Origin of the sequence: Streptomyces sp. BB1-1-1, assembly GCF_031597775.1 — a bacterium.
Classification (GTDB): domain Bacteria; phylum Actinomycetota; class Actinomycetes; order Streptomycetales; family Streptomycetaceae; genus Streptomyces; species Streptomyces thinghirensis.
In genome coordinates, this window is the sequence record NZ_CP134203.1 from 5,211,638 (window position 1) to 5,227,987 (window position 16,350).

Here is a 16,350-nt window from a genome sequence, read left to right on the forward strand (position 1 = left end):
TTACGGAACGGGGCCCTGTCCACACGTACCGGCTACTCGGCCTTGATGGCGTCGAGCATGTTCAGGCGGGCCGCCCTGCGGGCCGGCCACAGCGCGGCCAGAACGCCCACCACGGCGGCCAGCAGCAGGAAGACGCCCATCCGGCCCCACGGCAGGACCAGTTCGTACGTCGCCATCGTCGTGCCCATCAGCTCACCGGCGGCCCAGCCGAAGAACACGCCCAGGCCGATGCCGAGCACCCCGCCGAACAGGGAGATCACCAGGGACTCCAGGCGGACCATCCGCTTGATGCCCTTGCGGTCCAGGCCGATCGCCCGCAGCATCCCGATCTCCTGGGAGCGCTCGAAGACCGACATGGCCAGGGTGTTGATGACACCGAGGACGGCCACGATCACCGCCATGGCCAGCAGGCCGTAGAGCATGTTCAGCATCAGCGTGAACATCTTCGCGATCTCGTTGGAGATGTCCTTCTTGTCCTGGATCTTGATCGCCGGGTTGGTGTCCAACGCCTGCGTCAGACTGTCCTTCGCGGCCGACGAGGCCCCGTCGGACATCTTCACCATCACCTGCATGTCGACCGGGTCGGACTGGTGCGGGGCGACGGTGGGCAGGTCGACCATGATGCCGCGGATCATCTCGTTGCCCTCGTAGACCCCGGCGACCTCCAGCCGCTGCTTCTCGCCGTCCTCGTAGGCGGCGGTGAAGGCGGAGCCGGCCTTCCAGCCGTGGTCCTCGGCGGTGTCGGCGTCCACGACGACCTTGGTGCCGCCGACCTCGAAGGCGCCCTGCTCGACCTTCAGGTCGGTCAGCTCGCCGATCGTGGAGCCGTTGACGCCGGTGAGGTACTCGGTCTCCCCGTCGATGCGGGACTCCGCGTTGCGCAGCGGGCTGATGGCGGTGATCCCGTCGGCCCTGCCGAGCTTCTCGGCGACGTCCGGGTCGAGGTGGTTGCCGTTGGCCATGGAGACCACGTAGTCGGCCTCGATGGACGCCGACGCCATCTTGTCGATCGACTTCTGCAGGCTGCCGGCCATCACCGTCATGCCGGTGATCAGGGTGAGGCCGATCATCAGCGCGGAGGCGGTGGCGGCGGTGCGGCGCGGGTTGCGCACCGAGTTCTGCCGGGCGAGCTTGCCCGAGACGCCGAACACGCGCAGCACCGGAGCCGCGGCGGCGATCAGCGGGCGGGAGAGCAGCGGCGTCAGGATGAACACGCCGATGATCAGCAGCACCGCGCCCAGGCCCATCGGGGCCTGCCCGTCGGAGCCGCTCATCGTCGTCGCCGCGAGGACGACCGCGACACCGGCGGCCGAGACCAGCGCGCCCAGCGTGTTGCGCAGCACCAGCGACTTCGTCGTGGCCTTGGCGTGCACGCTGCTCATCGCCGCGACCGGCGGGATCTTCGCCGCCCGGCGGCCGGGCAGCCACGCCGCCAGCATGGTGACCAGGACGCCGACCGCGAGGGCCGCGACGATCGTGCCGGGCGAGACCACCAGCGGGCCGTCGGGCACGACCGCGCCCATCGAGCCCATCAGGGAGCGCATCCCGGCCCCGATGCCGATGCCCGCGAGCAGGCCGGTCACCGCGGCGACGACGCCGACCACGAACGCCTCGATCAGCACCGACCGCGTGACCTGCCGGCGGGAGGCGCCGACCGCCCGCATCAGGGCCAGCTCCTTGGTGCGCTGGGCGACCAGCATCGTGAAGGTGTTGGCGATGATGAACGTACCGACGAACAGCGCGATGCCGGCGAAGACCAGCAGACCCTGCTTCATGCCGCTCATCGACGAGGCGATCATCTCCGCCTGGTCGTCGGCCAGTTCCTTGCCGGTGGTGGTCTCGACGAGGTCCTTCGGCAGCGCCTTGTCCAGCTCCGCCTTCAGCGCGGCCTGGGTGACGCCGGCCTTCGCCTTGACGTCGATCTCGTCGTACGTGCCCGCCTTGCCGAACAGCTGCTGCGCGGTCGCCGTGTCGAACAGGGTGAGGCTGCCGCCGGCCGCGACGTTGCCGTCGTCGGTGGTGAAGACGCCGACGACCTTCGGGGTGATGACCGGGCCGTCCACGGACATCCGCACGGTGTCACCGACGCCGTAGCCGGTGCGCTCGGCGGTCTTGGAGTCGATGAGGATCTCGCCCGCGCCCTTCGGGGCGTGTCCGTCGGTCAGCGGGTACCGGGGGTCCTTCGCGCCCCAGTAGTTGCCGCCCTGCGTGCTCCAGCCGTCGCCGATCAGGTCGCCGTCCTTGTCGGCGACGGCGGTGAACCCGGTCACCACGCCGATGGCGGAGGCCGCGCCGGGCACCTTCGCGCTGTCGTCGAGGAGGGCGTCGGTCAGCTCGGGGGCCTCGCCGACCTTGTCGCCCCTCGCCTCCTGGTACTCGGTGGTCACGGCGACGTCGACCTGGTCGAAGCCCTTGGCGGAGCTGTTCTGCAGGGCGTCGGAGATGGTGTTGGTGAAGACCAGGGTGCCCGACACGAACGCCACGCCGAGCATCACGGCGAGCACGGTCATCAACAGCCTGGCCTTGTGCGCGAATACGTTGCGCAAGGCGGTACGGAACATGGGTCTTCTCTGTCGGAGGTTACGGGCGAGTCAGGGGCGAGGGCGGGCCGGGGGCCGGGCGGCCTGGGGTCGGGTCAGCTGGTGCGGCCCTTGGCGTCGAACTGCTTCATGCGGTCCAGCACCGAGTCGGCCGTAGGCCCGTACACCTCGTCGACGATGCGTCCGTCCGCGAGGAAGACCACCCGGTCCGCGTAGGCGGCGGCCACCGGGTCGTGGGTCACCATCACCACGGTCTGCCCCAGCTCCCGCACCGAGTTGCGCAGGAAGCCCAGCACCTCGGCGCCCGAGCGGGAGTCGAGGTTTCCGGTCGGCTCGTCACCGAAGATGATCTCCGGCCGCGAGGCCAGCGCCCGGGCCACGGCAACCCGCTGCTGCTGGCCGCCGGAGAGCTGGGAGGGACGGTGGCCGAGCCGGTCGGACAGCCCGATCATCCGGATCACGGAGTCCAGCCACTGCTTGTCCGGCTTGCGGCCCGCGATGTCCATCGGGAGGGTGATGTTCTCCAGCGCGGTCAGCGTCGGCAGCAGGTTGAACGCCTGGAAGATGAAGCCGATCTTGTCCCGGCGCAGCTTGGTCAGCTGCTTGTCCTTCAGGGAGCCCAGTTCCGTGTCGCCGATGCGCACCGAGCCGGAGGAGAAGGTGTCCAGGCCGGCGACGCAGTGCATCAGCGTGGACTTGCCGGAGCCGGAGGGGCCCATGATCGCGGTGAACTCGGCCTGCCGGAAGTCGACGGAGACCCGGTCCAGGGCGACCACCTGGGTCTCGCCCTGGCCGTAGATCTTGGAAAGCTCCGTGGCGCGTGCGGCCACGGCGGTGGACCGGTCGGCGATGGGTGCGGTGGTCACGGGAAGGGCGCTCCTGTCGGTACGGCGTGTGCTCGGGGACGTTCTCCATCCTTCCGGCCGCGCGGCGCCGTGTAGTCAGCCGCTGTTCCGGTTTCGAGGGGCGACTTCGGTCGGACGGCGCGGGCCGGTGTCATACCTGCGGATGACGGGCGACCCCGACGGGCCCGCCGCGGCGCCGTCGGCGCGAGAACGGGGCGGGCGTCCTTGTAGAGACGGTGAAATTCCGTCATTCCGCATGCGTGGCCGACCGACGCACGCAAGGGTGTTGGCGGGTGTGGACGGCCTGCCCCCGGAGCTGATGCCCTATCAGGCGTCAATAAAATAAGACAACATCGGTCCGCCCGCCCGCTGTTCGAGGGGCGCGTCCCGATAGGCTCGGGGCACTCGACGCGGAGCCCATGGCCTGCCCGGATGGTGGAATGCAGACACGGCGAGCTTAAACCTCGCTGCCCCCTCGGGGGCGTGCCGGTTCAAGTCCGGCTCCGGGCACTTCCGACGCCGTCGATCCTCCGGAACTTCCCCTCGAACCGTTGACAGCGGCGTGCGCACGGCCGGAAACTCCTCCCAGCAATCGGTGAAGGATTTTTCACTACGCGAACACTCGCCCTGTGTGAACACCAGCGAACATCCTCGCGGCAACGACGCCAATCGAAGGGAACGACCGATGCGCACGACCGTCGGCATCATCGGGGCCGGCCCCGCCGGACTCCTCCTCGCCCGGCTGCTCCACAACGCCGGTATCGACTCGGTCGTCCTGGAGAGCCGCGACCGCGCCTACGTCGAGCGGCGGCAGCGCGCCGGAATCCTGGAGCAGGGCACCGTGGACGTCCTGCGCGCGGCCGGGGCGGGGGAGCGGATGGACCGCGAGGGGCTGCCCCACGACGGCATCGAGCTGCGGTTCGCGAAACGGCGCCACCGCGTGGACTTCCCCGCGCTCACCGGCGGCAGGTCCGTCATGGTCTACGCGCAGACCGAGGTCTGCAAGGACCTCATCGCCCTCCAGCTCAAGGAGGGCGGCCCACTGCTGTTCGAGGCCGAGGCGCTGGCCGTGGAGGGCGCCGAGACCGACCGTCCGCGCATCCGCTTCCGCCAGGGGGGCGCCGAGGACGTCCTGGAGTGCGACTACGTCGTCGGCTGCGACGGCTTCTGGGGCGTGGCCCGGGCGGCGGTCCCGGCCGGCCTGGGCCGCACCTTCGAACGGACGTACCCCTTCGGCTGGCTCGGCATCCTCGCCGACGTCGCCCCCTCGCACGACGAGCTGGTCTACGCCCGCCACGACCGCGGCTTCGCCCTGCTCTCCATGCGCTCCCCGTCCGTCTCCCGGCTCTACCTCCAGGTGCCCGCGGACACGGACGCCGAGAGCTGGAGCGACGAGGATATCTGGGCCGAGCTGGAACGCCGCTTCGAGACCGACGACGACTGGGTCCTGAACCGGGGCCCGATCACCCAGAAGTCGGTCACCCCCATGCGCTCCTACGTCCACGAGCCCATGCGGCACGGCCGCCTCTTCCTGGCCGGTGACGCCGCGCACATCGTGCCGCCCACCGGCGCCAAGGGCCTCAACCTCGCCGTCGGGGACGTCGTCACCTTCGCGCGGGCGCTGGCCCACCGGACCGGGACCGGCTCCGACGAACTCCTCGACGCCTACTCCGCGACCTGCCTGCGCCGCGTCTGGCAGGCCGAGCGGTTCTCGTACGACATGACGACCCTCCTGCACCCCGCCCCCGACGCGACCCCCTTCGAGAACCGGCTCCAGCTGGCCCGCCTCGACCGGATCGCCTCCTCCCGCGCCGCCGAGACCGACCTCGCCGAGGCGTACACCGGTTTCCCGATCGGGTGAACGGGCACCCGGCCGCGCGCCACGCCCCCGCTGGTGAGGGGAATCACCGATCCGCGTAGCGTGTTGTCCGCCAGGAGCAGGGAAAGATCCTCCCCAAGCAGTAGGGTCATTCCTTTGCCGTTCCATTACTCTTGAGCCAAGGCTGCGTCGTGTGGCCATGGAGGAGTGAAATGAGGAGCAGAAACCCGGTCTTCTCGCGACGGGGGTTCAGCCGCGACAACGGCTACGCGGGCTTCAACGCCGCGCCGCAGGCCGGGGGCCCCGCCGTCGCCACCCAGGGCAACCCGTACGCGCAGGGCACGCAGGGCACCCCGTACGCCCAGCCCGCCGGCAACCCCTACGCGCAGAACCCGTACGCCCAGCAGGACCAGCAGTACGGCGCGCCGCCGCAGGCGCCGGTCACCGCCGGCCGGATGACGATGGACGACGTCGTCATCCGGACGGCGAGCACGCTCGGTGTGCTCGTGGTGACGGCCGCGCTCGCGTGGGCGCTGCTGCCCGTGGACGACGCCAACATCGGCCGTTCCATCGGCTTCGGTATCGGTGCCGCGGTGATCGGCATGGTCCTGGCGCTCGTGCAGTCCTTCAAGCGCAAGGCCTCGCCGGCGCTGATCCTGACCTACGCGGCGTTCGAGGGTGTCTTCCTCGGCGTCATCTCCAGCGTCGTCGACAACCGCATCGCGGACGGCGCGGCCATGCAGGCCGTGATCGGCACGATGGCGGTCTTCGCCGGTGTGCTGATCGCGTACAAGGCCGGCTGGATCCGCGTCAACCGCCGCTTCTACGGCTTCGTGATGGCGGCCGCGCTCGGCTTCGTCTTCCTGATGATGGTGAACCTGATGTTCGCCGTCTTCGGTGGCGGTGACGGCCTCGGCTTCCGCAGCGGCACGCTCGGTGTCGTCTTCGGCATCGTCGGCATCATCCTCGGCGCGTGCTTCCTGGCCATGGACTTCAAGCAGGTCGAGGACGGCCTGGCCTACGGCGCCCCGCGCGAGGAGGCCTGGCTCGCCGCCTTCGGCCTCACGCTGACGCTGGTGTGGCTGTACCTGGAGTTCCTGCGGCTGATCGCGATCCTGAACAGCAGCGATTAGCGGCGAGAACGCGTAGCCGCTGGTGAGGAAGGGCCCCGGGCTTGTGCCCGGGGCCCTTCGTCGTCGTGACGGCGGCGCGCGCTCAGCGCAGCTTGCGCGCGGCCCTTCTCAGGTCGTACTCGTGGATGATCGCCTTCGCGTGGCCGTACGCGAGGTCGTGTTCGTGACGGAGCCAGCTGACCTTCTCCTCGAAGCGGAAGAGGGAGGGGCCGTCCTCGACGGTGCGCAGCCAGTCGGAGATCTCACGACCGGTGCAGTGGGGGATGCGGGCGAGCATGTTGCGATGGGTCTCCTCGGAGAAGACTTGGGACATCGGCGCCTCCGGACGAAAGGGGTTGTAAGCCGGTCCTTCAGGTCACCGTGCCTGAGCGTTCGCCCGTTGGCAACAGTCCCGGAGGGGCGCGTACGCTCGCGCCGTGGTTGATACGACGCCTTTGACCCGTGCCGTGGACGACTTCGCCGACCGGTTGCGGGCCGCCCCGCAGAGCAGACTGCAACGCGGGGCCGCCGCCGAGGCGCTGGAGCTGGCCAGGGAGCTGGCCCGGCGCGCCCAGCTCGTGGAGGAACCGGGGACGGAGCCGCGGGTGATGCCGGACGCGGGGATGTTCGCCGCCGCCGACCAGATCGCCGTCGCCGCCCACGACTTGGCCCTCGTGCTGAGCGACGAGGGCCAGGTGGAGGAGGCGGTGGGGCTGGTGGAGGAGGCCCGCAAGCGGGCCGGGGTCTGACGCCCCGGGCGGGCCACGTGGGGGCGCGGGGTATTAGAGGGACGCGATGACGCGGTCCGCCAGGATGTACACGTTCTCCTCGCCGCAGGCGAAGGTCAGCGTGTAGGCGCCGGAGATCCCCGAGCCGCCGAGGAGGTAGGGCGTCTTGCCCGCGCCCAGCGCGGCGGCCAGGCGCTCCGCGGTCTCGCGGTGGCCCGGGGTCATGCACAGCGTGGTGCCGTCCGCGAAGACGTACACGTCGAGCGTGCCCAGCGGGCCCGGGCGGACGTCCGCCAGCGCCACGCTCGACTCGGCCAGCTCCTCGAGAGTGGCGACGGTGCGCTCGTGATCGCCCACGGCGGGCGACGGGTTCGGCACGAAGTCCGGGTGCGAGGGGTGCCGGCGGCGGGCGGCGGCCAGCTCGGCGGACTCCCTGGGGCCCGCGTCCTTCGCGGTCGGTTCGTCGGCGTCCGCGCCCGGCTCGACCACGGCCTCCAAGCCCACGAAATCGGCCTGGCGGGGCAGGAACAGCTCACTGTCGGACAGGCCGAGCAGCAGGGGCGCGTCGGAGGCGTCCCGGGACTCCTGGGCGGCCCAGAAGGCCCGCGCCTCGGCGAGCTCGCGCTCACGCTCCTCGGCGAGTGCCTCCGCGACGGCGGCGCGTATCTCCTCGGCGTCGGCGGTGGTGCGTGCCGCGGGCACGCGGCCACGCGTGGCGGCGGCCCGGCTCTCGGCCAGCTCGGTGCGCAGCGCCGCCACCTGCCGGCGCAGCACCAGAATGCTGCGCAGGACGGCGACGCCCACGGCGCCGGTGGCGGCCGTGGTGAGCAGCAGGGCGATCGGCATGGCGCTCACTGACGTACTCCCGGTTCAAAGTCGACCCCCGACTTCCTACATCAGCTTGAAGGGAGGACTAACCGCCTGTCAGTGCGTAACGTCACGAAACGGACAGGACTTTGGGCCCGGAAGGTAGGGGTGGGGCTGGTCTGACCTGCGTAAATCTAGGTGCAGGGAGAGGTAGGTCACATCCTGGGGGAGATTGAGTCACAAAACGGCCCAGAACCCTGGGGTGAGCGGGGTTCCGGGCCGCGGTGTCACGCTGGGTCTCCCAGGCGCCACTGACCGTCTTTCAGCAGCGGCGTGTCGGTCAGCTCAGGCGCTCGATGACCATGGCCATGCCCTGGCCGCCGCCGACGCACATGGTCTCCAGGCCGAACTGCTTGTCGTGCGTCTGGAGGGAGTTGATCAGGGTGCCGGTGATGCGGGCGCCGGTCATGCCGAAGGGGTGGCCGACGGCGATGGCGCCGCCGTTGACGTTCAGCTTCTCCAGCGGGATGCCGAGGTCGCGGTAGGAGGGGATGACCTGCGCGGCGAACGCCTCGTTGATCTCGACCAGGTCGATGTCGTCGATGGTCAGCCCGGCGCGGGACAGCGCCTGCTTGCTCGCCTCGACCGGACCCAGGCCCATGATCTCGGGGGAGAGGCCGGAGACACCGGTGGAGACGATGCGGGCGAGCGGGGTCAGGCCCAGCTCGCGGGCCTTGGTGTCGCTCATGATCACGAGGGCGGCGGCGCCGTCGTTGAGCGGGCAGCAGTTGCCGGCGGTGACCAGGCCGTCGGGGCGGAAGACGGGCTTGAGGCCCTGGACGCCCTCCAGGGTGACGCCGGCGCGGGGGCCGTCGTCCTTGGAGACGACCGTGCCGTCGGGGAGGGTCACCGGGGTGATCTCGCGCTCCCAGAAGCCGTTCTTGATGGCTTCCTCGGCGAGGTTCTGCGAGCGGACGCCGAACTCGTCCATGTCCTGCCGCGTGATCCCCTTGGCGCGCGCCAGGTTCTCGGCGGTCTGCCCCATCGCGATGTACGGGTCGGGGACGAGGCCGTCCTCGCGCGGGTCGTGCCAGGTGGTGCCCTCCTGCTGGGCGACCTCCGCGGTACGGGCCTCGGCCTCGGCGAACAGCGGGTTCCGGGTGTCCGGCAGGCTGTCGGAGTTGCCCTTGGCGAACCGGGAGACCATCTCGACACCGGCCGAGATGAAGACGTCGCCCTCGCCGGCCTTGATGGCGTGCAGGGCCATGCGGGAGGTCTGCAGGGACGAGGAGCAGTACCGGGTGACGGTGCAGCCGGGCAGGTGGTCCATGCCCATCTCGACGGCGACGATCCGGCCGAGGTTGTTGCCCTGCTCGCCGCCGGGCAGGCCGCAGCCGAGCATCAGGTCGTCGATGTCCCTGGGGTCCAGCTCGGGGACCTTGGCGAGCGCGGCCTGGATGATCGTGGCGGCGAGGTCGTCGGGGCGCAGGTCCTTGAGGGAGCCCTTGAAGGCGCGGCCGATGGGGGAGCGGGTGGCTGAGACGATCACGGCTTCGGGCATCACGGCTCCAGTGGCGTCGCGGGGATGAGGCGGCTGGTTGGGAAGTTACCCGGACGTATGGCCTGGGTCACGGGTCTGGGCGTGTGACATGGACCGCAACTTTCTAAGCGCTTGCTTTTGCCTCCGGCGGTTGAGCGGCCCCGCGTGCTGCAACCCAGGGCGGGCGCCCCTGGGGGCTGCGCCCCCAGACCCCGCTTCGGCCTGAACGGCCTCGTCCTCAAACGCCGGACGGGCTGGTGGGCTCCGCCTCCGCCACCCGGCGCCGCCGCCGGCGCTTGAGCAGCGCCCAGGGCCCCCGCGGCCCCGTGGGCATCGCCGCGGCGACCTCCGTACCCGCCTCCGACGCGGCCTCCGCCGCCGCACGCGCCACCGGCAGGAAGCCCTCGCGGCGCAGCGCGTCGGGACGCTCCTCCTCGGCCGGCCACAGGCCGAGCGCGGCGCACACCGACGGCAGTACCGCCATCGCGGCCGTGGCGTACCCCTCGGCGGAGGGGTGGTAGTTGTCGGGGCCGAACAGCTCCCGCGGGTTCTGCGCGAACTCCGGGCCCAGCAGATCACCCAGTGAAACCGTGCGCCCGCCCTGCTCCACCACACCGATCGTCTGCGCCGCCGCCAACTGCCGCGAGGTCCGCCGGGCCAGCCAGCGCAGCGGCTGCCGCACCCGCTCGATCGTGCCCAGATCCGGGCAGGTGCCGACCACCACCTCCGCACCGGCCGTACGCAGCCGCCGTACCGCCCCCGACAGGTGCCGGACCGAGCGGGTCGCGGGCATGCGGTGCGTGACGTCGTTCGCGCCGATCATGATCACGCAGATGTCGGGCACCCGGCCCGGATCCGCGAGCACCAGCGCCACCTGCCGGTCCAGGTCGTCCGAGCAGGCCCCGGGTGCCGCGACCGACCCCAGTTCCACCGGCCGCTCCGCCACCGCCGCCAGCCCCGACGCCAGCAGCGCGCCCGGCGTCTGCCCGGCCCGGTGCACGCCCTGCCCGGCGGCCGTGGAGTCGCCCAGCATCATCAGCCGCAGAGGCGGCTCACCCGCCATCGGTGAGATGCCGCCGTACAGCCCCTGTGCGTTCGGCACCCGGTCCGGTGTGCCGATGCCCACCCGGCGCCTGGCCAGCTGCACCTCCGCCAGCAGCAGTCCGACCGTGGCAGCACCGGCCAGCCCGATGCCGCCGCCGCCGTACGCCGCGCCGGCCGCGATCCGCCGGGCCACCCTCGCCCTCGACATGCTCGTCATACGTCGCCGCCACCTCCTCCAACCCGTACACCCAGTGCTTGCCCCGTACGGACGGTCGCCCAATCTCAACGGGGAGTGAACGACCGTCACGGGGCATCGGCAGGCCATAGGCTGGCCGGACCGATAACGACCACATCCTTTGCGGCATCCGGAGACCACGGTGCATTTCCACGACTCGATGATCAGCCTCGTCGGCAACACCCCGCTGGTGCGGCTCAACAGCGTGACCAAGGGCATCAGGGCGACCGTCCTGGCCAAGGTGGAGTACTTCAACCCGGGCGGCTCGGTGAAGGACCGCATCGCCCTGCGCATGATCGAGGCCGCAGAGCAGAGCGGAGCCCTCCAGCCGGGCGGCACGATCGTCGAGCCGACCAGCGGCAACACGGGCGTGGGACTCGCCATCGTGGCCCAGCAGAAGGGCTACAAGTGCATCTTCGTCTGCCCTGACAAGGTGTCCACCGACAAGATCAACGTGCTGCGCGCGTACGGCGCCGAGGTGGTCGTCTGCCCCACGGCGGTCGACCCCGAGCACCCGGACTCCTACTACAACGTCTCCGACCGGCTGGTCCGCGAGACGCCGGGCGCCTGGAAGCCGGACCAGTACTCCAACCCGCACAACCCGCTCTCCCACTACCACTCGACCGGCCCCGAGCTGTGGGAGCAGACGGAGGGGAAGATCACCCACTTCGTCACCGGCGTCGGCACCGGAGGCACCATCTCCGGCACCGGCCGGTACCTGAAGGAGGTCAGCGACGGCGCGGTCAAGGTGATCGGCGCCGACCCCGAGGGCTCGGTGTACTCCGGCGGCTCGGGGCGCCCCTACCTCGTCGAGGGCGTCGGCGAGGACTTCTGGCCGACGGCGTACGACCGGAACGTCGCCGACGAGATCGTCGCCGTCTCCGACAAGGACTCCTTCCAGATGACCCGCCGCCTCGCCAAGGAGGAGGGCCTGCTGGTGGGCGGCTCCTGCGGCATGGCGGTCGTCGCGGCGCTGGAGGTGGCCGAGCGGCTCGGTGAGGACGACGTGGTCGTCGTACTCCTCCCGGACAGCGGGCGCGGATACCTCAGCAAGATCTTCAACGACGAGTGGATGGCCGACTACGGCTTCCTGGAGGACGCCGGTCCCAGCGCGCGCGTCGCCGACGTCCTGAACCACAAGGAGGGCGGCCACATCCCCTCCCTCGTTCACATGCACCCGGACGAGACGGTCGGTCAGGCCATCGACGTACTGCGCGAGTACGGCGTCTCGCAGATGCCGATCGTCAAGCCCGGCGCCGGTCACCCGGACGTGATGGCCGCCGAGGTCGTCGGCTCGGTCGTGGAACGCGAGCTGCTGGACGCCCTGTTCGCCAAGCGCGCCTCGCTGGAGGACCCGCTGGAGAAGCATGTGTCGGCCCCGCTGCCGCAGGTCGGCTCCGGCGAGCCGGTCGCGGACCTGATGTCGGTGCTCGGCGTCGCGGACGCGGCGATCGTCCTCGTCGAGGGCAAGCCGACCGGTGTGGTGAGCCGTCAGGACCTGCTGTCCTTCCTCGCGAAGAGCGGGAAGTAGCGGGACGTAGCGGGACGTCGCGGAGGGGTGTGGGAGGTCGCGGTGAACGCCGGGTGAACCAGCGGCCGTGCGGCCGGATTTGGAGCGCCCGATGATCTCCGCGGACTTAGCGGAAGTGGTACGCGCACGTCACGTTCGCGCAGCACACGCTTAACACGCGCCCGGCACAGTGGTGGTTGTCGGCAGGGCGGGAGCGGCTCCCCGCCCCGGCCGGCACCGAACGGCGTCAAGGACCTTCCGGAGCGGCTCCCGGACCTCCATGGACGCCACGGACGCGCCGCCCCGGCCGTGAGGCCCGGGCATCGCGCGTCCCCGCGGGGACCGCCGTCGTCCCGCCCCCCAGTGATGGGGGTGCGGCGGTCCCCGCGCAGTCCTTTCTCAGTCCTGCCAGGCGTCGTCCTTGTCGGCGCGCCGGCGCCGTCCGAAGAGACCGGGAGTGGTCCGGGCGGCCTGGACGACGTTCACCCCGACGATGCCGGCCCAGGCGACCAGCAGCCCGGGGAGGTCGGCGACGCCGCCGCCGATCGCGGACAGCGGGACCGCGAGGACCAGCGAGACGATGCCGAAGCCGAAGCGCTCGCCGAAGGAGTCCGTGGGCCTCGGCGACCGGCTGTCCCGGGCCGTCGCCATCTGCTGCTCGGCGAGCTGCCGGCGCACCCGGCGCTCGACCGTTCCGTCGATGCGCTGGTCGACCTTCTCCAGGAACGAGTCGACCAGCGCGGACTCGTACTCCTCGCCGAGTTCCCTGCGGGTCTGCAGGGTGGCGTCGAGTTCCTTCTTGAGGTCGGTGTCCCGCCCGTCCATTCCCGTCATGGCTCCCACGGTAGGCAGCCGGAGCGCCGGCGGCACTGGGGTTAGCCCCCGTCTTGTGACTGGGGCGGCCGGGAGGGGGACGCTCGGCGTCGTGCGGGCCGCCGCCTCGCTGTATAACGGTATGCAGGAATCGGGGACAGTGAATAGCGGCGAGGGGGAGCACGTCATGAGCGGGAACAACGGGACCGACAGCCCGGCCGTGCGGCTGCAGGCGCTCTTCGAGGGGCACCGGCTGACGCCGACCCAGCGGCGCATCGCGCACAGCATGGTGCGGCGCGCCTCCGAGGTGCCCTTCCTGTCCAGTGTGGAGCTCGCCGAACTGGCCGGGGTCAGTCAGCCGTCCGTGACCCGCTTCGCCGTCGCCCTCGGCTTCGACGGCTACCCGGCGCTGCGCCGCCATCTGCGCGAGGTCGCGCCCGCGGAGCCGGTGGCGGACACCGGCTCCTGCAACGAGTACCAGCAGGCCGTGGAGGCCGAGATCGAGAACCTGCGCCATCTGGCGGAGGCGCTCGCCGACCCGGGGCCGGTGCGGGAGGCGGGCCGCCTGCTCGCCGGGAGCCGGCCCCTGCCCGTCCTCGGACTGCGGGCGGCGGCGGCCCAGGCGCACGGCTTCGCCTACTTCGCCGCCAAGGTCCATCCGGACGTGCGGCTGCTGAACGAGGGGGGCACGATGCTGCACGACCGCATCGACGCCGCCGTCCGGGCCGGCGCGACGGCCCTGCTCTGCTTCGCCCTGCCCCGCCATCCGCGCGAGGTCGTCGACACGCTCGCCCACGCCAAGGAGGCGGGGCTCACGGTGGTGACCGTCGCCGACTCCGCCTTCGCACCGGTCGCCAAGGTCTCCGACCTGCTGCTGCCCGCCGCCGTCGGTACCGGCCTCGCCTTCGACACCGCCTGCGCGCCGATGCTGCTCGGCCGGGTGCTGCTGGAGGCGATGTGCGACGACCTGCCGGACGCCCAGGCCCGGCTGGAGGAGTTCGACACGAAGGCGGCGGTGCGGGGCCTCTTCGTGGACTGACACGGGGCGCCGGCACCGGCGGCCCGTTTCTCAGACTCGTCTCACCTTCTCCCGTTAACCTGCCTCGCCTCACACCCTTCAGACGCATCGCAGGAAGCAGAACGGAAGAGGAGGCCGGACGTGGCGCGCGGAGGACAGGGGCTGGCTCGGGTCGCCGTCGTCGTACGGGCGGGAGCGGCACCGCTGTGGTGGCTGGGCGTACTCGCGGCGGGCATCGGGGTGCTGGTGCCCGGGCTGACCGGACGCCGGATCGGCGTCCTGGCGGGCGCCGCGCTGTTCATCGTCGCGGCGGCGGTCGTCGCGTCCGTGCGCCGAAGGCGGTACACCGCCCTGGCCCGCTCGGCCGACCGCGCGGGCAAGCACGACGTGCTCCAGGACCGCGCGGTGACACTGCGCAACTGGCGCCGGGGCCACCGCTGGTGGCTGCTCCTCGCCTTCCTCGCCGCCCTGGGCAGCGCCTTCGCCGTCCCCGCCGCCGCCGGACTGCTGATGGCCGGCTGCGGCGTCGGACTGTGGCTGAAGTCCGGCTGGATCGGCCGCCGCGAACAGGCCGGCGAGGCCCTGCTGTGGGTCCGCGTGGACTGGCTCGCCCGCGGCGGTGGCCGCCCGGCGGGCAAGGCCGTTCGTGGGTACCGCAGCACAGGCATCGCGGCGGGCGACGCGGCCCCGGGCGGTGCACGCCGCAAGACGGCGGAGCTGGTGTGATGCGGAGGTCATCGGTGCCGGTGCCGGTGCCGGTGCCGGTGCGTCGTGGCTGGTCGCGCAGTTCCCCGCGCCCCCAGGGCGTCACCTCGGCCGTGTCATGACCCGGACGGGTACGTCAGCGCGTCCGCGTGCGCCCCGCCCGCCTCCACCACGATCTCCGCCACCGACTGGGCCTCTCGCACGGTCGCGAAGGCGACACCCCCGGAACCGTCCGGCCCGAACCCGTACACCCCCGGACGCGCGAGCGAGTTGTACGCGTAGTGATGCGCGAAGTAATACGCCCCCGTGTCCAGCGCGGCCGCGTAGTCCCCCTGCTCCAGCAGCGGCAGCGCACGCCCCGTCGCCAGCAGGTCCCCCGCGAAGCACGCCGGCCCGGCCACGTCCTGCACCACGGCGGGCCCCTCCTTCGGCAGCCCCTTGCCGTCGTACGCGGCGATCCGCAGCGGCCACGCCCCCGGCGAGTACACCGTCCGGGTCGCGACCTGCACGCCTGCGTGTGTCACCGCGACCGGCCGTCCCCCGGCGCTCTTGGCGTACTCCACGCGCGCCACCACCGTGCCGTGCTTGGCCAGCAGCGACCGCCCGAACTCGGTGACCAGCCCGTACCGTCCGTCGAACAGCCCAGGTACGGCCTCGCGCAGCACGCGCGCGTACTCGGCGTACGTCGGTGTCGTCTCGTCCGACGCGAAGTTCACCGGCAGCCCGCCGCCGATGTCGAGCGTGTCGACCTGGCGGCGCCCGGCCCGCTCGTTGATCTCCTCGGCGAGCGCGTACGTCTCGGCCGCGCCCTCGGTCATCAGCGCCAACGGGATGCCCTGTGACCCGGTGTGGGCGTGCAGCCGGGTCAGCCACGGCCGGTCCAGATACGCCCGCACCACCCACTCGCGCGCCCCCTCGTCGCGCAGCGCCACCCCGAACTTCGAGGTCGCCGTCGCCGTCGACAGCGCCTCGATGGAACCCCCGCCGACCTGCGGGTTGACCCGGATGCCGAGCGGGGAGCGGCTCGTGGAGCGGCTCGCCCCCTCGGCCATCAGGCCGTCCAGGCGCTCCAGCTCCTGCGGATTGTCCGCGTTGACCGCGATGCCCAGCGCGAGCGCCTCGCGCAGCTCGCTCGGCGTCTTGGCGGGCGAGTCCAGCACGGTCCGCTCCGGCGGCACACCCGCCGCCCGTGCCAGCGCCAGTTCACCCGGGCTCGCGACCTCCGCGCCGATGCCCTCCTCGTGCAGCAGCCGCACCACCGGGACCAGCGGGGTCGCCTTCACCGCGAAGGCGTGCAGCACGGGCGTCCCGGGCGCCGTCACCGCCTCGAACGCGGCCCGCAGCGCCGCCGCCGACCCCCGTATCCCGGCGACGTCCAGCAGCCCGATGATCGGGGCGTCCGCTCCGAGCAGCCCCTGCTCCACGGCCGCCCGCACCGCCTCGTCCCGCCGCGCCGCCCGCTCCGCGTCGCTGCCGCCGAGACCACCGCTCATGCCCGTGCCGTCACTCACGCGATCCTCCGTCCGCTCGTTGCCCGCCGACCCGTCCCGCCGCCTGCCCCACGTATCCAGCCAAACACCCGCGACGCGTTCGTGCCGGGACACGGACGTATTGACTAGTTCTATTCACGAAGC

14 protein-coding genes and 1 tRNA gene are annotated in these 16,350 nt (G+C 71.7%); 7 read left to right on the forward strand and 8 right to left on the reverse strand.

The window, feature by feature from the left end; all coding sequences use genetic code 11:
• Positions 1-32 precede the first annotated feature (32 nt).
• Positions 33-2,561, reverse strand: coding sequence for an ABC transporter permease (locus tag RI578_RS24035; protein WP_310873007.1), 2,529 nt, complete (start codon positions 2,559-2,561; stop codon positions 33-35).
• Between the two features lie 74 nt (positions 2,562-2,635).
• Complete coding sequence (locus RI578_RS24040; RefSeq protein ID WP_121747456.1) at positions 2,636-3,406, reverse strand: ABC transporter ATP-binding protein; 771 nt, start codon at positions 3,404-3,406, stop codon at positions 2,636-2,638.
• Between the two features lie 405 nt (positions 3,407-3,811).
• On the opposite strand from RI578_RS24040, the gene RI578_RS24045 reads away from it, so the two are divergent.
• The 3 genes from RI578_RS24045 to RI578_RS24055 all read left to right on the forward strand — a co-directional run bounded on the left by RI578_RS24045 (position 3,812) and on the right by RI578_RS24055 (position 6,337).
• A tRNA-Leu gene (locus tag RI578_RS24045) sits at positions 3,812-3,895 on the forward strand.
• A 175-nt stretch (positions 3,896-4,070) separates the two neighbouring features.
• Positions 4,071-5,246 (forward strand): 4-hydroxybenzoate 3-monooxygenase, encoded by a 1,176-nt coding sequence (locus RI578_RS24050; protein ID WP_310873008.1) that lies wholly within the window; start codon positions 4,071-4,073, stop codon positions 5,244-5,246.
• 170 nt (positions 5,247-5,416) lie between these two features.
• Positions 5,417-6,337 carry a Bax inhibitor-1/YccA family protein gene (locus RI578_RS24055; RefSeq protein ID WP_310873009.1) on the forward strand — a complete coding sequence of 307 codons (921 nt, stop codon included), beginning with the start codon at positions 5,417-5,419 and terminating at the stop codon, positions 6,335-6,337.
• Between the two features lie 82 nt (positions 6,338-6,419).
• Here the strand turns inward: RI578_RS24055 and RI578_RS24060 are convergent, their stop codons facing one another.
• The gene (locus tag RI578_RS24060; protein WP_055417294.1) at positions 6,420-6,650 is read right to left on the reverse strand and encodes a DUF4287 domain-containing protein; all 231 of its coding nucleotides are present in this window, start codon (positions 6,648-6,650) and stop codon (positions 6,420-6,422) included.
• 103 nt (positions 6,651-6,753) lie between these two features.
• Here RI578_RS24060 and RI578_RS24065 point away from each other — a divergent pair, with 103 nt between their 5' ends.
• Positions 6,754-7,065 (forward strand): hypothetical protein, encoded by a 312-nt coding sequence (locus RI578_RS24065; RefSeq protein WP_310873010.1) that lies wholly within the window; start codon positions 6,754-6,756, stop codon positions 7,063-7,065.
• Positions 7,066-7,098: 33 nt separating this feature from the next.
• Here the strand turns inward: RI578_RS24065 and RI578_RS24070 are convergent, their stop codons facing one another.
• The 3 genes from RI578_RS24070 to RI578_RS24080 form a co-directional block, all read right to left on the reverse strand.
• Positions 7,099-7,899 carry a hypothetical protein gene (locus tag RI578_RS24070; RefSeq protein ID WP_310873011.1) on the reverse strand — a complete coding sequence of 267 codons (801 nt, stop codon included), beginning with the start codon at positions 7,897-7,899 and terminating at the stop codon, positions 7,099-7,101.
• A gap of 292 nt (positions 7,900-8,191) precedes the next feature.
• Positions 8,192-9,412 carry an acetyl-CoA C-acetyltransferase gene (locus RI578_RS24075; protein ID WP_310873012.1) on the reverse strand — a complete coding sequence of 407 codons (1,221 nt, stop codon included), beginning with the start codon at positions 9,410-9,412 and terminating at the stop codon, positions 8,192-8,194.
• Positions 9,413-9,629: 217 nt separating this feature from the next.
• The gene (locus RI578_RS24080) at positions 9,630-10,652 is read right to left on the reverse strand and encodes an SGNH/GDSL hydrolase family protein (protein ID WP_310873013.1); all 1,023 of its coding nucleotides are present in this window, start codon (positions 10,650-10,652) and stop codon (positions 9,630-9,632) included.
• A 160-nt stretch (positions 10,653-10,812) separates the two neighbouring features.
• On the opposite strand from RI578_RS24080, the gene RI578_RS24085 reads away from it, so the two are divergent.
• Positions 10,813-12,201, forward strand: a complete 1,389-nt coding sequence (locus RI578_RS24085) for a cystathionine beta-synthase (RefSeq protein WP_310873014.1) — start codon at positions 10,813-10,815, stop codon at positions 12,199-12,201.
• Positions 12,202-12,579: 378 nt separating this feature from the next.
• On the opposite strand, the gene RI578_RS24090 is transcribed toward RI578_RS24085, so the two are convergent.
• A complete protein-coding gene (locus tag RI578_RS24090) occupies positions 12,580-13,014 on the reverse strand; it encodes a hypothetical protein (RefSeq protein ID WP_310873015.1) in 435 nt (144 codons plus the stop codon).
• A gap of 166 nt (positions 13,015-13,180) precedes the next feature.
• Here RI578_RS24090 and RI578_RS24095 point away from each other — a divergent pair, with 166 nt between their 5' ends.
• A complete protein-coding gene (locus RI578_RS24095; protein WP_310873016.1) occupies positions 13,181-14,032 on the forward strand; it encodes a MurR/RpiR family transcriptional regulator in 852 nt (283 codons plus the stop codon).
• Positions 14,033-14,152: 120 nt separating this feature from the next.
• Positions 14,153-14,737 (forward strand): hypothetical protein, encoded by a 585-nt coding sequence (locus RI578_RS24100; protein WP_310873017.1) that lies wholly within the window; start codon positions 14,153-14,155, stop codon positions 14,735-14,737.
• A gap of 95 nt (positions 14,738-14,832) precedes the next feature.
• Here RI578_RS24100 and RI578_RS24105 read toward each other — a convergent pair whose 3' ends face one another.
• On the reverse strand, positions 14,833-16,209 hold the full coding sequence (locus RI578_RS24105; RefSeq protein ID WP_310875846.1) for a diaminopimelate decarboxylase: 1,377 nt from the start codon (positions 16,207-16,209) through the stop codon (positions 14,833-14,835).
• Between the last annotated feature and the right edge of the window lie 141 nt (positions 16,210-16,350).

Excerpts from the sequence above, each read along its gene's own strand:
- RI578_RS24035 (WP_310873007.1), bottom strand. The coding sequence starts at position 2,561 with ATGTTCCGTACCGCCTTGCGCAACGTATTCGCGCACAAGGCCAGGCTG.
- RI578_RS24050 (WP_310873008.1), top strand. The coding sequence starts at position 4,071 with ATGCGCACGACCGTCGGCATCATCGGGGCCGGCCCCGCCGGACTCCTC.
- RI578_RS24055 (WP_310873009.1), top strand. The coding sequence starts at position 5,417 with ATGAGGAGCAGAAACCCGGTCTTCTCGCGACGGGGGTTCAGCCGCGAC.
- RI578_RS24060 (WP_055417294.1), bottom strand. The coding sequence starts at position 6,650 with ATGTCCCAAGTCTTCTCCGAGGAGACCCATCGCAACATGCTCGCCCGC.
- RI578_RS24075 (WP_310873012.1), bottom strand. The coding sequence starts at position 9,412 with ATGCCCGAAGCCGTGATCGTCTCAGCCACCCGCTCCCCCATCGGCCGC.
- RI578_RS24080 (WP_310873013.1), bottom strand. The coding sequence starts at position 10,652 with ATGACGAGCATGTCGAGGGCGAGGGTGGCCCGGCGGATCGCGGCCGGC.
- RI578_RS24090 (WP_310873015.1), bottom strand. The coding sequence starts at position 13,014 with ATGACGGGAATGGACGGGCGGGACACCGACCTCAAGAAGGAACTCGAC.
- RI578_RS24095 (WP_310873016.1), top strand. The coding sequence starts at position 13,181 with ATGAGCGGGAACAACGGGACCGACAGCCCGGCCGTGCGGCTGCAGGCG.
- RI578_RS24105 (WP_310875846.1), bottom strand. The coding sequence starts at position 16,209 with ATGAGCGGTGGTCTCGGCGGCAGCGACGCGGAGCGGGCGGCGCGGCGG.